The 14,762-nt window shown below is 59.8% G+C and carries 15 protein-coding genes; 14 read left to right on the top strand and 1 reads right to left on the bottom strand.

All coding sequences use genetic code 11. The features are described from left to right. Positions 1 to 1,074: 1,074 nt before the first annotated feature. A complete protein-coding gene (locus tag KFS80_RS07305) occupies positions 1,075 to 1,755 on the bottom strand; it encodes an alpha/beta family hydrolase (RefSeq protein WP_212544362.1) in 681 nt (226 codons plus the stop codon). Positions 1,756 to 1,850: 95 nt separating this feature from the next. On the opposite strand from KFS80_RS07305, the gene ccoN (KFS80_RS07300) reads away from it, so the two are divergent. The 14 genes from ccoN (KFS80_RS07300) to KFS80_RS07235 all read left to right on the top strand — a co-directional run bounded on the left by ccoN (KFS80_RS07300) (position 1,851) and on the right by KFS80_RS07235 (position 14,746). Next, the gene (ccoN, locus tag KFS80_RS07300) at positions 1,851 to 3,275 is read left to right on the top strand and encodes a cytochrome-c oxidase, cbb3-type subunit I (protein ID WP_053118803.1); all 1,425 of its coding nucleotides are present in this window, start codon (positions 1,851 to 1,853) and stop codon (positions 3,273 to 3,275) included. A 10-nt stretch (positions 3,276 to 3,285) separates the two neighbouring features. Further along, complete coding sequence (gene ccoO / locus KFS80_RS07295; RefSeq protein WP_053118801.1) at positions 3,286 to 3,894, top strand: cytochrome-c oxidase, cbb3-type subunit II; 609 nt, start codon at positions 3,286 to 3,288, stop codon at positions 3,892 to 3,894. 5 nt (positions 3,895 to 3,899) lie between these two features. After that, complete coding sequence (locus KFS80_RS07290) at positions 3,900 to 4,115, top strand: cbb3-type cytochrome oxidase subunit 3 (RefSeq protein WP_053118838.1); 216 nt, start codon at positions 3,900 to 3,902, stop codon at positions 4,113 to 4,115. Further along, positions 4,112 to 5,065, top strand: coding sequence for a cytochrome-c oxidase, cbb3-type subunit III (gene ccoP, locus KFS80_RS07285; RefSeq protein WP_212544361.1), 954 nt, complete (start codon positions 4,112 to 4,114; stop codon positions 5,063 to 5,065). Before KFS80_RS07290 ends, ccoP (KFS80_RS07285) begins: the two co-directional genes overlap by 4 nt. Before the next feature lie 481 nt (positions 5,066 to 5,546). Beyond that, complete coding sequence (ccoN, locus tag KFS80_RS07280; RefSeq protein ID WP_053118794.1) at positions 5,547 to 6,989, top strand: cytochrome-c oxidase, cbb3-type subunit I; 1,443 nt, start codon at positions 5,547 to 5,549, stop codon at positions 6,987 to 6,989. Beyond that, a complete protein-coding gene (gene ccoO / locus KFS80_RS07275; RefSeq protein WP_053118792.1) occupies positions 6,989 to 7,597 on the top strand; it encodes a cytochrome-c oxidase, cbb3-type subunit II in 609 nt (202 codons plus the stop codon). The genes ccoN (KFS80_RS07280) and ccoO (KFS80_RS07275) overlap by 1 nt, the downstream gene beginning before the upstream one ends. A gap of 5 nt (positions 7,598 to 7,602) precedes the next feature. Then, on the top strand, positions 7,603 to 7,788 hold the full coding sequence (locus tag KFS80_RS07270) for a CcoQ/FixQ family Cbb3-type cytochrome c oxidase assembly chaperone (RefSeq protein WP_003175465.1): 186 nt from the start codon (positions 7,603 to 7,605) through the stop codon (positions 7,786 to 7,788). Next, complete coding sequence (gene ccoP / locus KFS80_RS07265) at positions 7,785 to 8,768, top strand: cytochrome-c oxidase, cbb3-type subunit III (RefSeq protein WP_053118790.1); 984 nt, start codon at positions 7,785 to 7,787, stop codon at positions 8,766 to 8,768. The genes KFS80_RS07270 and ccoP (KFS80_RS07265) overlap by 4 nt, the downstream gene beginning before the upstream one ends. 169 nt (positions 8,769 to 8,937) lie before the next feature. Continuing rightward, complete coding sequence (locus KFS80_RS07260) at positions 8,938 to 9,192, top strand: type II toxin-antitoxin system Phd/YefM family antitoxin (protein ID WP_212544439.1); 255 nt, start codon at positions 8,938 to 8,940, stop codon at positions 9,190 to 9,192. After that, positions 9,193 to 9,600, top strand: coding sequence for a type II toxin-antitoxin system VapC family toxin (locus KFS80_RS07255; RefSeq protein WP_212544360.1), 408 nt, complete (start codon positions 9,193 to 9,195; stop codon positions 9,598 to 9,600). 134 nt (positions 9,601 to 9,734) lie between these two features. Next, a complete protein-coding gene (locus tag KFS80_RS07250; protein ID WP_159813746.1) occupies positions 9,735 to 9,926 on the top strand; it encodes a hypothetical protein in 192 nt (63 codons plus the stop codon). Positions 9,927 to 10,188: 262 nt separating this feature from the next. Continuing rightward, on the top strand, positions 10,189 to 11,604 hold the full coding sequence (gene ccoG, locus KFS80_RS07245; protein ID WP_053118785.1) for a cytochrome c oxidase accessory protein CcoG: 1,416 nt from the start codon (positions 10,189 to 10,191) through the stop codon (positions 11,602 to 11,604). An 11-nt stretch (positions 11,605 to 11,615) separates the two neighbouring features. After that, the gene (locus KFS80_RS07240; protein ID WP_212544359.1) at positions 11,616 to 12,155 is read left to right on the top strand and encodes a FixH family protein; all 540 of its coding nucleotides are present in this window, start codon (positions 11,616 to 11,618) and stop codon (positions 12,153 to 12,155) included. Between the two features lie 140 nt (positions 12,156 to 12,295). Next, positions 12,296 to 14,746, top strand: a complete 2,451-nt coding sequence (locus KFS80_RS07235) for a heavy metal translocating P-type ATPase (protein WP_212544358.1) — start codon at positions 12,296 to 12,298, stop codon at positions 14,744 to 14,746. Positions 14,747 to 14,762: the final 16 nt, after the last annotated feature.

Raw genomic sequence — 14,762 nt, 5'->3', positions numbered from 1 at the left:
AGACCGGCGCGCTCGAAAGCGCCCTGAGCACAGCCACCATTGAGTGCAGTCTGATACGCCAGACCTAATGGGACTTATGCACCTACTAAAACCATGCGGGCTACTAAACCCGACCACTGATGGGCAGTGGCAGGGAAACGATATAGCCCGAGTCATGGTCGTGTATGCCGGCGGATTCTGGCGTACGCGTAGGTAACGGCGCAAGGCGTTGTAGGGCTTGTGGAGTAACGGTTTGTGTAATGTAAACGCACTCACAGGATTACGTTTAAAGACAGAAAGAGACGGAGATTGCTCTAGTAGTTTGATGTGGTTTGTCCGAACACTTTCGCGAGCAAGCCCGCTCCCACAGTGGGATTTGTTACACCGGTTAGGGATGGGTTGGCTGGTAGGTCGCTATTGCTGGCAAGCCAGCTTCCACACGGATTGAGTACATCTGATAGAGATTCGGCGGCTCATGGGTCGCCATCGCCAGCAGGCTGGCTCCTACAGTGGGATCCGGTGCGTTCAGCAAGAGACAGGTCGGCTATCAGGCCGCCTTCGCGAGCAAGCTCTGCTCCTACAAAAACAAAATCAAAATATCGCAGCCTGCGGCAGCTCCTACATGGATTCGCGGCGCAGCCGCCCCACTCAACAGGATGAGCGCAAGCTCGGCTGCTGCTTTTGATTTGGATCTTGATCCACGGGCGACATCGGAAGGCTGAGCGGAGGGATTCATCCGGGGGTGGGAGCGCAGCGACCGTTTGGCGCAGCCAAACACATCGAGAGGAGGTGCAGCGCAGCAAACCGGAGGCGATGCGCCCGGATGGATCCCGCAGCGAAGGAACCCCGAGCCCCAGCGAGCGGGCCGAACGTAGGAGCAAGCGTTTTTTGCTTACTTTTTTAGGCGCTTGTAAAAAAGTGAGTCGCCGTAAGGGCGAAACCGTAGGTGGCCGTTACCGCAGCAATGGATATGTACTCAAAAAATATGTCGCAGCTGAAATCGATCCCCCTCACCCCAGCCCTCCCGAAACGTCGGACCGCCCCCAAGGGGGCGAGGGGAAAGGGAGCCGATCTTTATCCGGTTCGGGATCTCGATTAACCCTTAAGAAACTCGACCACCTTCTGCGCGGCACTGGCCAAATGCTGTTCATGCGTAAAACCTGAAGCCTTGAGCGGTTTCAAATCATGATCCGCGGCCACCAGCCAAAACACCTTGATGCTCGGCGATAACGCATACGCCTCCACGGCTTCACGATTGCCAAGCGTATCCCGCTCCCCCTGCACAATCAACGTCCGCGTCTGCAAAGAAGCCAAATGCTCAACCCGAGGCTTCTCCGGCTTCCCCACCGCATAAAACGGATACCCCAGACACACCAACGCATCCACGCCCAATTCGTCAGCCAAAAGACTCGCCATCCGCCCCCCCATCGACTTCCCGCCAATCGCCAAAACCCCAGTGACATGACGTCGCACTACAGCAAACACCTCACGCCAGCACTCCAACAGCTTCGGCGCCGGATTGGGCGGACGTTTACCACCGTCAACCCGCCGCTGCGCCATATACGGAAACTCAAAGCGCAACACGTTAATCCCAAGAGCAGCAAGGCGCCCAGCCATGTCGTTCATCCAGTCGCTGTCCATCGGCGCACCAGCACCGTGAGCCAGGATCAACGTCGCCGCAGCTTCCCCATGAGCAGCATCCCAAAGCCACCCATGATCACGCACGCACTGCGCCCATTGATCCCCGTCAATACTGGCCTTGTGCTGTTTGTCCATGCTTGCCTCGCTTTTAGTCTGCCTATAACTCCAGACGAAGGATTCGCCGCGTCTTTTGCGCGGGCTCACTTCGGCTGAACCGTGGATGGGGAACCATGAACACTTCTATCAGTACCGCCTACAACTACAAGGTGGTCCGCCAATTCGCCATTATGACGGTGGTGTGGGGCATCGTCGGCATGGGGCTCGGGGTTTTTCTCGCGGCCCAATTGGTCTGGCCCGAACTCAACTTCAATTTGCCTTGGACCAGTTTTGGCCGCCTGCGCCCGCTGCACACTAACGCGGTGATCTTCGCGTTCGGCGGCTGCGCACTCTTCGCCAGTTCGTTTTACTCGGTGCAACGCACCTGCCAGACCCAATTGTTCGCGCCAAAAATCGCCGCGTTCTGCTTCTGGGGCTGGCAACTGGTGATCCTGCTGGCGGCCATCAGCCTGCCACTGGGTTACACCAGCTCCAAGGAATACGCCGAGCTGGAATGGCCGATCGACATTCTGATCACCATTGTCTGGGTCGCCTACGCCATCGTGTTCTTCGGCACGATCATGCAGCGCAAAACCAAACACATCTACGTGGGCAACTGGTTCTTCGGCGCGTTCATCATCACCGTGGCGATTCTGCACATCGTCAACAACCTTGAGTTGCCGGTGAGTTTCACCAAGTCCTACTCGGTGTACGCCGGTGCAACCGACGCGATGGTGCAATGGTGGTACGGCCATAACGCCGTAGGCTTTTTCCTCACCGCCGGTTTCCTCGGGATGATGTACTACTTCGTGCCGAAACAGGCCGAGCGCCCGGTGTACTCGTATCGTCTGTCGATCGTGCACTTCTGGGCACTGATCACCCTGTACATCTGGGCCGGCCCGCACCACTTGCACTACACCGCGCTGCCGGACTGGGCACAGTCGCTGGGCATGGTGATGTCGCTGATTCTGCTGGCACCGAGCTGGGGCGGCATGATCAACGGCATGATGACCCTCTCGGGCGCCTGGCATAAGTTGCGCAGCGATCCGATCCTGCGCTTCCTCGTGGTCTCGCTGGCGTTCTACGGCATGTCGACCTTCGAAGGTCCGATGATGGCCATCAAAACGGTCAACGCCCTCTCCCACTACACCGACTGGACCATCGGCCACGTCCACGCCGGCGCGCTCGGTTGGGTAGCGATGATTTCCATCGGCGCGCTGTACCACATGATCCCGAAAATCTTCGGCAAAGCGCAGATGCACAGCATCGGCCTGATCAACGCGCACTTCTGGCTCGCGACCATCGGCACCGTGCTGTACATCGCCTCGATGTGGGTCAACGGCATCGCGCAAGGCCTGATGTGGCGCGCCATCAACGAGGACGGCACGCTGACCTACTCCTTCGTCGAAACCCTGGTGGCCAGCCACCCTGGCTTCATCGTGCGGCTGATTGGCGGGGCGATCTTCCTCAGCGGCATGTTCCTGATGGCTTACAACACCTGGCGCACCGTGCGGGCCTCGCAGCCTGCTGACGTCGTCGCTGCCGCGCAGATGGCCTGAGGAGTCCGCCATGAAACACGAAACGATTGAAAAGAACGTCGGCCTGCTGATGTTGCTCATGGTGCTTGCCGTGAGCATCGGCGGCCTGACCCAGATCGTCCCGCTGTTCTTCCAGGACGTCACCAACAAACCGGTCGAAGGCATGAAGCCCTACACCGCGCTGCAACTGGAAGGCCGCGACATCTATATCCGTGAAGGTTGCGTCGGCTGCCACTCGCAGATGATCCGCCCGTTCCGCGCCGAAACCGAACGTTACGGACACTACTCGGTGGCCGGTGAAAGCGTCTGGGATCACCCGTTTCTGTGGGGCTCGAAACGTACCGGGCCGGATCTGGCCCGGGTCGGCGCGCGCTACTCGGATGACTGGCACCGCGCACACTTGTACAACCCGCGCAACGTCGTACCGGAATCGAAAATGCCGGCCTACCCATGGCTGGTCACGCAAGCGGTCGACAGCAGCCACACCGAAACCAAGATCAAAGTCATGCGCACCCTCGGCGTGCCGTACACCGACGATGACATCGCCGGCGCGGTGGCCAGCCTCAAGGGCAAGACCGAGATGGACGCGCTCGTCGCCTACCTGCAAGTGCTTGGCACTGCGATCAAGAGCAAGAGGTGAGCACGATGGTCTTTGAAATGAGCGCAGGGCTGATTCGTGGTTTAGGCACCGTTGTCGTGTTTGTCGCGTTCGTCGGTTTGACCTTGTGGGTGTTCAACCGCAAGCGCACCCCGGAGTTCGCCGAAGCACGTCTGCTGCCTTTCGCCGACGAGCCACAGCCCGAAACTACCCCGGCATTTGAAACAACCCAAGCACCTGAACCAAGGAGTACCCGGCCATGACCACCTTCTGGAGTACGTGGATCTGCGTACTGACCATCGGCAGCCTGATCGGCCTGACGTGGTTGCTGATCGGCACCCGCCGGGGCGAGACCAAGGGCAGCGTCGACCAGACCATGGGCCACAGCTTCGACGGCATCGAGGAGTACGACAACCCGCTGCCGCAGTGGTGGTTCATGCTCTTCGCCGGCACGCTGGTGTTTGCCGTGGGCTATTTGATTCTGTATCCAGGTCTGGGCAACTGGAAAGGCATCCTCCCGGGATACGAGGACGGCTGGACCGGTGTTCACGAGTGGGAAAAGGAAATGAGCAAGGCTGACGCCAGGTTCGGGCCGATCTTCGCCAGGTTCGCTGCCATGCCGGTGGAAGAAGTGGCGAAGGATCCGCAGGCGCTGAAAATGGGTGGCCGCCTCTTCGCTTCCAACTGCTCGGTGTGCCACGGCTCGGACGCCAAAGGCGCGTTCGGCTTCCCTAACCTCGCCGACAGCGATTGGCGTTGGGGCGGCGACGCCGAGACCATCAAGACCACCATCATGGGTGGCCGGGTCGCGGCGATGCCGGCGTGGGGCGAAGTGTTGGGCGAGGCCGGGGTGAAGAACGTGGCCGCGTATGTGCGTCATGATCTGGCCAAGTTGCCGTTGCCCGCCGACAGCAAGGCTGACCTGCAAGCGGGCCAGCAGGCGTTCAGCACCACCTGCGTAGCCTGTCATGGGGCAACCGGCCAAGGCACTGAAGCCATGGGCGCGCCGAATCTGACGCACCCGGCCGGGTTTATCTATGGCACCAGCCTGACCCAACTCGAGCAGACCATTCGCCATGGACGTCAGGGTCACATGCCGGCGCAAAACGAGCTGCTGGGCAACGATAAAGTGCAATTGCTGGCGGCTTATGTGTACAGCCTCAGCCACGGATTGAATACAGAAAAACTTATTACTGAAGACAACCAGAAGTAAGCATTGCGTACACCTCTGCCGCACGATTCTCCGTGCGGCAGTTTCCCACCCCTTTGCGACGCATTGTCGCACCCCTTAACAGCCTCGCCTTTCGGTTCCCCGAATTCGGGTCTAAGCTTGCTCGATGCGGACTGGCTCATGCCGGTTGCAGGTCGATCCTGAGCGTTGTGTTCGATGAATTGGCTGACAGATTCGCCGCAAAGGCCAGTAGATACCGGCTGTCGCGCCGATTGCCATTCGTCACCCAAACCGGCCGTTTGAACACACCTCGTTACAAGCGACCTGAACCCCTCGCTTTTTTCATCCGCAGCGACTTTTTTTTCGAGGGCATTTTTGTCCTTACGCGGCGCATGGAAAGGCCGCAGAATCAGCGTTGGAAAGCATTGACCCAGGTCATGGCGCGTTGCAATGACCCCCTGCTCTCTGCATACTTGCGGCCGATTTTAATCCTAATAAAACACCCAAACCGTGGAACCTTAGAATGAGCACAGCAATCAGTCCGACTGCTTATAACTATAAGGTAGTCCGCCAGTTCGCCATCATGACGGTGGTCTGGGGGATCCTTGGCATGGGGCTCGGTGTCTTCATCGCCTCGCAACTGGTTTGGCCGGAGTTGAACTTCGGTCTGCCGTGGACGAGCTTTGGACGCCTGCGCCCGTTGCACACAAACCTGGTGATTTTCGCCTTCGGTGGTTGTGCACTGTTTGCCACTTCCTACTATGTCGTGCAGCGAACCTGCCAGACGCGACTGATTTCCGACAGCCTCGCGGCCTTCACCTTCTGGGGCTGGCAAGCGGTCATTGTCGGCGCGATCATTACCTTGCCGCTGGGTTACACCACCACCAAGGAATACGCGGAACTGGAATGGCCGATCGCCATTTTGCTGGCCATTGTCTGGGTCACCTACGGTCTGGTGTTCTTCGGCACCATCACCAAGCGCAAAACCAAGCACATCTATGTGGGTAACTGGTTCTACGGCGCGTTCATCGTCGTCACGGCGATGCTGCACATCGTCAACCACGCGTCGCTGCCGGTGAACCTGTTCAAGTCCTACTCCGCCTACTCCGGCGCGACCGACGCGATGATCCAGTGGTGGTACGGCCACAACGCCGTAGGTTTCTTCCTGACCACCGGTTTCCTCGGGATGATGTACTACTTCGTGCCGAAACAGGCCGAACGTCCGATCTACTCGTATCGTCTGTCGATCGTGCACTTCTGGGCACTGATCACCCTGTACATCTGGGCCGGCCCGCATCACTTGCACTACACCGCACTGCCGGACTGGGCCCAATCGCTGGGCATGGCGATGTCGATCATCCTGCTGGCACCAAGCTGGGGCGGCATGATCAACGGCATGATGACCCTGTCGGGCGCCTGGCATAAGCTGCGCACCGACCCGATCCTGCGCTTCCTCGTGGTATCGCTGGCGTTCTACGGCATGTCGACCTTTGAAGGTCCGATGATGGCGATCAAGACCGTCAACTCGCTCTCGCACTACACCGACTGGACCATCGGCCACGTACACGCCGGCGCTCTTGGCTGGGTGGCGATGATCTCGATCGGCGCGATCTACCACATGATCCCGAAACTGTTCGGTCGTGCGCAGATGCACAGTGTCGGCCTGATCAACGCGCACTTCTGGCTCGCGACCATCGGCACCGTGCTGTACATCGCTTCGATGTGGGTCAACGGCATCACTCAGGGCCTGATGTGGCGTGCAATCAACGATGACGGCACCCTCACCTACTCGTTCGTTGAAGCGCTGCAAGCCAGCCACCCGGGTTACATCGTGCGTGCCTTGGGCGGTGCTTTCTTCGCCAGCGGCATGTTCCTGATGGCTTACAACGTATGGCGCACCGTGCGCGCCTCGAACGCTGTTGAAGCTGAAGCCGCCGCCCAGATCGCTGTCGTTGGAGCTCACTGATGAAGCATGAAGCTGTCGAGAAGAATATTGGCCTGCTGGCCTTCTTCATGGTCATCGCCGTCAGCATCGGTGGCCTGACTCAAATCGTTCCGCTGTTTTTCCAGGACGTCACCAACAAGCCGGTAGAAGGCATGAAGCCACGCCCCGCCCTTGAACTGGAAGGCCGCGACGTCTACATCGCCAACGGCTGTGTCGGCTGCCACTCGCAGATGATCCGTCCGTTCCGCGCTGAAACCGAACGCTATGGCCACTACTCGGTTGCCGGTGAAAGCGTCTGGGATCACCCGTTCCTGTGGGGTTCCAAACGTACTGGTCCGGATCTGGCCCGTGTCGGCGCGCGTTACTCCGATGACTGGCACCGCGCGCACTTGTACAACCCGCGTAACGTGGTGCCTGAGTCGAAAATGCCGGCGTACCCGTTCCTCGTGGAAAACAAGCTCGACGGCAAGGAGACGGCCAAAAAAATGGAAGTCTTGCGCACGCTCGGCGTTCCTTACACCGACGAAGACATCGCCGGTGCTCAGGATGCCGTGAAGGGCAAAACCGAAATGGACGCGCTGGTGGCCTATCTGCAAGGCCTGGGCACCATCATCAAAAGCAAACGGTGATTTAGATGGATATCGGGATGATTCGTGGCCTGGGCACCGTTGTTGTGATGGTGGCCTTCATCGGTCTGGCGCTGTGGGTGTTCAGCCCCAAGCGCAAGTCGGAGTTTGAAGACGCGACCTTGCTGCCTTTCGCGGATGATCCCGAAGCCATCAAGCACGTCGAGCAAGCTTCTAGGAGTAACAAAGAATGACTACATTCTGGAGTCTGTACGTCACAGTCCTCAGTCTCGGTACGATCTTTTCCCTGACCTGGCTGCTGCTGTCGACCCGCAAGGGCCAGCGCAGCGAGCAGACGGAAGAGACGGTCGGGCACTCCTTCGACGGGATCGAGGAGTACGACAACCCGCTGCCAAAATGGTGGTTCATGCTGTTCGTCGGCACCATCATTTTTGCCTTGGGTTACCTGGTGCTGTACCCGGGTCTGGGCAACTGGAAAGGCCTGCTGCCGGGGTACAACTACCTCGATAACGACAAGCAGACCGCGTTCGCCAACGGCCAGACCGGCTGGACCGGCGTGCACGAGTGGGAAAAGGAAATGGCTCGTTCGGACGCCAAGTTCGGTCCGATCTTCGCCAAGTTCGCCGCCATGCCGATCGAAGAAGTCGCCAAGGATCCGCAAGCACTGAAAATGGGTGGCCGTCTGTTCGCCTCCAACTGCTCGGTGTGCCACGGTTCCGACGCCAAGGGCGCTTACGGTTTCCCGAACCTGACCGACGCCGACTGGCGCTGGGGCGGCGAGCCGGAAACCATCAAGACCACCATCATGGGCGGTCGCCACGCGGTGATGCCGGCCTGGGCTGAAGTGATCGGCGAGCAAGGCGTTGCTGACGTTGCCGCGTTCGTGGTGAGCAACCTCGATGGTCGCAAGCTGCCGGAAGGCACCAAAGCGGATGTCGCCAACGGCCAGAAACTGTTCGCCGGCAACTGCGTGGCGTGCCACGGCCCGGAAGGCAAAGGTACGCCAGCGATGGGCGCACCTAACCTGACTCACCCGGCCGCGTTCATCTACGGTTCGAGCTTCGCGCAACTGCAGCAGACCATCCGTTACGGCCGTCAGGGCCAGATGCCTGCGCAGGAACAACTGCAAGGGAACGACAAGGTTCACTTGCTGGCCGCTTACGTTTACAGCTTGTCCCACGGTGAAAAAGCCCCGGAAGCGAACGCCGAGTAAGGCTTACGCTTGAAACAAAAAACGGCCCCGCCAACTCACATTGGCGGGGCCGTTTTGTTTGGTTCTTTCGGTGTTCGACCAATGGTGACGCTCTGCTGCAATTGAAGGTTGTCGGATCTCCAAGTCGGTAGTAACGTTCCTACAAAATCTTTCGGGAGAGGTCCTCATGATGGCCATCACCACCATTTCCAGCCGTGAATTCAATCAGGACACAAGCAGTGCCAAAAAAGCCGCGCTTCAGGGGCCGGTAATCATCACTGACCGTGGCAAGCCTGCCCACGTGCTGCTAAGCATTGAGGAGTACGAAAAACTGACCGGCACTAACGCAAGCATTGTCGATCTCCTGGTCATGCCCGAAGCGGCCGATATCGAGTTCGAAGCCGAGCGTGCCGTGATCACTCACCGCCCTGTGGATCTGTCCTGAATGTATTTACTCGATACCAATGTGATTTCCGAACTGCGCAAACCCAAGGCCGATAAAAACGTGGTGGCCTGGGCCAATACCGTGATTGCCCCTCGCCTGTTTATCTCGGCGATTACTTTGAAGGAGCTGGAAACCGGCGTCCTGCGCATGGAGCGCCGCGACCCGGTGCAGGGCAAGGTTTTGCGCAACTGGCTCAAGCGTCACGTCATGCCGGCGTTCGATGCGCGGATCCTGCCGGTGGATGCCGCCGTTGCCCTGCGCTGCGCCAGCCTGCACGTGCCGGACAGCGCCAATGAAAGCGATGCACTGATTGCCGCCACGGCATTGGTGCACGGGCTGACGGTCGTGACGCGCAATGTGGCTGATTTTGCTTCCAGCGGTGTGGCGTTGATCAATCCATGGGAATGAGTGACTGGCCGGTTGCCTGCTCATATTTGGCAATTGAAATTCGATGGGCACATTCGCCGACAAGCGATAACGTCTGGACTCAACTGCAGTGACGCAGTTAGTACCGCAAAAAATTCAGACAAGGATGCTGAGCAATGACCCAACAAGACGAAACCCTGAACACCGAACCATCGATCCCGGAAGGTGCACCCACACAACTGAATGACTCGGCGGGCACGACTGATAACCTGAACAGACAAAAGCGTTCCGTCGATAACGAAAGCGCTGCTGATAGAAAGCGCGGCAGTGGTGGCCTCGACAGCCTCGGCGGTGGCCGACTGCCTTGATCGGCGAGTGAAAACGGGGCAGTGCCTGTGCTGCCCTCCTCAGCTGTCACGATACCGGCAACAGCCATCGTCTATAGTCAATTGACCTGCATCATGCTTTGCTGCAATCGCTACACCATTCACGCTCTTCCCCCAACGCGACCAAAGGTCGCACCCTTGAGCTAGAGCGACAGGCGTATCATTGCGCCACTGCAATACCCCCTTTTGACCGCGGTTGGCACGTATCGACCGAGGCATTTTTCCACTGCCGTGGGATGCAATGATGAGCAACCAGATTCCGGTACACGACGTCACACCACCGAGCAAAAACGCGAACAACAGCGTTGACCTTTACGCCTCACGAGAAAAAATCTACACCCGCGCTTTCACCGGCCTGTTCCGCAATCTGCGGATGATGGGCGGCGCCGCACTGTTTCTGCTGTATTTCGGTACGGTCTGGCTGAATTGGGGCGGTCATCAAGCAGTGTGGTGGAACCTGCCCGAACGCAAATTCTTCATCTTCGGCGCTACCTTCTGGCCCCAGGATTTCATTCTGCTGTCCGGCCTGTTGATCATTGCCGCGTTCGGCCTGTTCTTTATCACCGTGTACGCCGGTCGCGTCTGGTGCGGTTATACCTGTCCGCAAAGCGTGTGGACGTGGATTTTCATGTGGTGCGAGAAGGTCACCGAAGGCGACCGCAACCAGCGCATCAAACTCGACAAGGCGCCGATGAGCGCCAACAAACTGCTGCGCAAAGCCGCGAAACACGCGATGTGGCTGCTGATTGGTTTTGTCACTGGCATGACCTTTGTCGGTTACTTCTCGCCAATCCGCGAACTGGTTTTTGAATTCTTCACCGGCCAGGCCGATGGCTGGTCGTACTTCTGGGTCGGTTTCTTCACCCTCGCCACCTACGGCAACGCCGGTTGGTTGCGCGAGCAAGTGTGCATCTACATGTGTCCGTATGCGCGCTTCCAGAGCGTGATGTTCGATAAAGACACGCTGATTGTTTCCTACGATCCGCGCCGGGGTGAAAGCCGTGGCCCGCGCAAAAAAGGCATCGACTACAAGGCTCAGGGCCTCGGTGATTGTATCGATTGCACCATGTGCGTTCAGGTCTGCCCGACCGGCATCGACATTCGCGACGGTCTGCAGATCGAGTGCATCGGTTGCGCCGCGTGCATCGACGCCTGCGACAGCATCATGGACAAGATGAATTATCCGCGCGGCCTCATCAGTTACACCACCGAGCACAACCTGTCCGGGCAGAAAACCCATAAACTGCGACCGCGCCTGATCGGCTATGCCGTGGTGTTGCTGGCGATGATCAGCCTGTTGGTGACCGCGTTCTTCATGCGCTCGCTGGTCGGTTTCGACGTCAGCAAGGATCGCGTGCTGTACCGCGAAAACGCTGAAGGCCGGATCGAAAACGTCTACAGCCTGAAGATCATGAACAAGGATCAGCGCGACCACACCTATGTGCTGGAAGCCAGCGGTCTGCCGGATCTGCGCCTGCAAGGCAAACGCGAGATCAAGGTGCCGGCCGGGGAGATTTTCAGCATGCCGGTCGAACTGTCGAGCGCCCCCGAACAACTGCCATCGAGCACCAACGAGGTGAAATTCATCCTCAAGGATGCCGATGACAACAGCGTCCACGTTGAAGCCAAGAGCCGATTCATCGGCCCACAAATCCGTTGAGAGAACTGAACATGCCCGCAGCAAACGCCGCAAGCCCTTGGTACAAGCACCTCTGGCCATGGATCATCATCGGGATTCTGGCCTGCTCGGTGACCCTGACCTTGTCCATGGTGACCATCGCGGTAAACAACCCGGACAACCTGGTGAACGACAACTACTACGAGGCCGGCAAAGGCATCAACCGTTCGCTGGATCGTGAGTTGCTCGCGCAGAACCTGAAGATGCGCGCCAACGTGCATCTGGACGGCGTTACCGGCGAAGTTGATCTGCGATTGAGCGGCGACAGCCAGCCGAAAACGCTGGAACTGAATCTGATCTCGCCGACCCAGCCGGAGAAGGATCGCAAGATCGTCCTGACCCGCAGCGAATCTGAAACCGGCCGTTACCTCGGACAACTGAACGACAAGGTTGAAGGGCGTCGTTTTGTTGAACTGCTCGGCAGTCAGGATGACCACGTGTGGCGCATGTTCGAAGAAGAACTGGTCAGCCACGACAAGGATCTGCTGCTGGGTGATGAACCCCTCCAGGGCGCCGAAGACCTGAAAAAATAAACAACTCCTGTGCCTGATCGTTCCCACGCTCTGCGTGGGAACGCAGCCAAGGACGCTCCGCGTCCCAGCCGAAGCGGACGCGGAGCGTCCGGGGAGGTATTCCCACGCGGAGCGTGGGAACGATCATCGGAACAAGTGCCATGACCAGCCCACTCCCCTGCTACCACTGCGCCCTGCCCGTTCCGTCGGGCAGCCGCTTCACCGCTGTCGTACTCGGGGAATCCCGCGAATTCTGCTGCCCGGGCTGCCAGGCCGTGGCCGAAGCCATCGTTGCCGGCGGCCTCGACAGTTATTACCAGCATCGCAGCGAAGCCTCGGCCAACCCCGAAGCGCTGCCGGTGCAACTGACCGACGAACTGGCGCTGTACGACCGCGCCGACGTGCAACAACCGTTCGTGCGCCATGCAGGCGATCTGGCCGAAACCACGTTATTGATGGAAGGCATCAGTTGCGCCGCGTGCGGCTGGTTGATCGAGAAACATCTGCGCACCCTGCCTGCCGTGGCCGAAGCACGACTGAACCTGTCCAACCATCGCCTGCACGTGAGCTGGGCCGACGCGCAATTGCCGCTGAGCCAGATCCTCACCGAACTGCGTCACATCGGTTACGCCGCCCACCCGTATCAGGCCGACCGCGCCAGCGAACAACTGGCCAGCGAAAACCGTCTCGCCCTGCGCCAGCTCGGCGTCGCTGGATTGCTGTGGTTTCAGGCAATGATGGCGACCATGGCCACCTGGCCGGAATTCAACATTGACCTCAGCCCCGAACTGCACACGATTTTGCGCTGGGTCGCGCTGTTCCTCACCACGCCGATCGTCTTCTACAGCTGCGCGCCGTTCTTCAAAGGCGCAATGCGTGATTTGCGCACCCGGCACCTGACCATGGACGTCTCGGTGTCGCTGGCCATCGGCAGCGCCTACATCGCCGGGATCTGGACGGCAATCACCGGCGTCGGTGAGTTGTACTTCGATGCGGTCGGTATGTTTGCGTTGTTCCTGCTCGCCGGGCGTTATCTGGAACGCCGCGCCCGCGAGCGTACCGCCGCTGCCACGGCCCAACTGGTCAATCTGTTGCCCGCGTCGTGCCTGCGTCTGGACGGTAGCGGCCAGAGCGAGCGCATTTTGCTCAGCGAGCTGCGCACGGGCGACAAGATTCTGGTGCAAGCCGGATCGATCCTCCCGGCCGACGGCAAGATCATTGATGGCCAATCAAGCATCGACGAATCGCTGCTCACCGGCGAATACCTGCCGCAACCGCGCACGCTGGGCGATGCGGTCACCGCCGGCACCCTTAATGTCGAAGGGGCGCTGACGGTTGAAGTGCAGGCGCTGGGGCAAGACACGCGCCTGTCCGCCATCGTCCGCCTGCTTGATCGCGCTCAGGCAGAAAAACCGCGACTGGCCGAAATCGCCGACCGCGCGGCGCAATGGTTCCTGTTGCTGTCGCTGATCGCCGCTGCCGTCATCGGCCTGCTCTGGTGGGAGCTGGATTCCTCGCGCGCGTTCTGGATCGTCCTCGCCATGCTCGTCGCGACCTGCCCGTGCGCGCTGTCGCTGGCGACGCCGACCGCCCTCACCGCCGCCACCGGCACCCTGCACAAACTCGGTTTGCTGTTGACGCGCGGCCATGTGCTGGAAGGCCTGAATCAGATCGACACAGTGATTTTCGACAAGACCGGCACCCTCACCGAGGGCCGCTTGGTATTGCGTTCGATCCGCCCGCTCGGCGCAATGGACAGCGAGCAATGCCTGAGCCTCGCCGCCGCGCTGGAAAACCGTTCAGAACACCCGATTGCCCGAGCTTTCGGTCGCGCACCGCTGGCGGCAGAGGAAGTTCACAGCACACCGGGGCTCGGCCTCGAAGGCTTGGTCGGCGAACAACGCTTGCGCATCGGTCAGGCGCAATTTGTCTGCGCCCTCAGCGGCGCGGCAGCACCGAGGATGCCGGACGAAGCAGGCCAATGGCTGCTGCTGGGCGACGCTCAGGGGCCGTTGGCGTGGTTCGTCCTCGATGACCGCTTGCGCGATGACGCCCCCGCCCTGCTCGCTGCGTGCAAGGCGCGCGGCTGGCGCACATTATTGCTATCGGGGGACAGCTCGCCGATGGTCGCCAGCGTCGCCGCCGAATTGGGCATCGACGAGGCCCGTGGTGGTTTGCGTCCTGACGACAAACTGCGAGTCTTGCAACAGTTGCACAAGGAAGGTCGCAAGGTGCTGATGCTTGGCGACGGCGTCAATGATGTGCCGGTACTGGCGGCGGCCGACATCAGTGTGGCGATGGGCTCGGCCACCGATCTGGCGAAAACCAGCGCCGATGCGGTGCTGCTGTCCAATCGCCTCGACGCGCTGGTTCAAGCTTTCACGTTGGCGCGGCGCACCCGTCGGGTAATCATCGAGAATCTGCTGTGGGCGGCGCTGTACAATGGCCTCATGTTGCCGTTCGCCGCCCTCGGCTGGATCACGCCGGTGTGGGCCGCGGTCGGCATGTCGATCAGTTCGTTGACCGTGGTGCTCAACGCTTTGCGCCTGACTCGTCTGCCGGGTTCGTCGCACGCCAGCACCCGTTCGGAAACCCGCCCGCTGCCGGCCTGAGCCGCGCGGGCATGGA

Source organism: Pseudomonas rustica (genome assembly GCF_018336155.1).
In the GTDB taxonomy this organism is placed as follows: Bacteria; Pseudomonadota; Gammaproteobacteria; order Pseudomonadales; family Pseudomonadaceae; genus Aquipseudomonas; species Aquipseudomonas rustica.
Note: the sequence above shows the minus strand (reverse complement) of the source record. Positions and strands in the feature narration are given on the sequence as shown.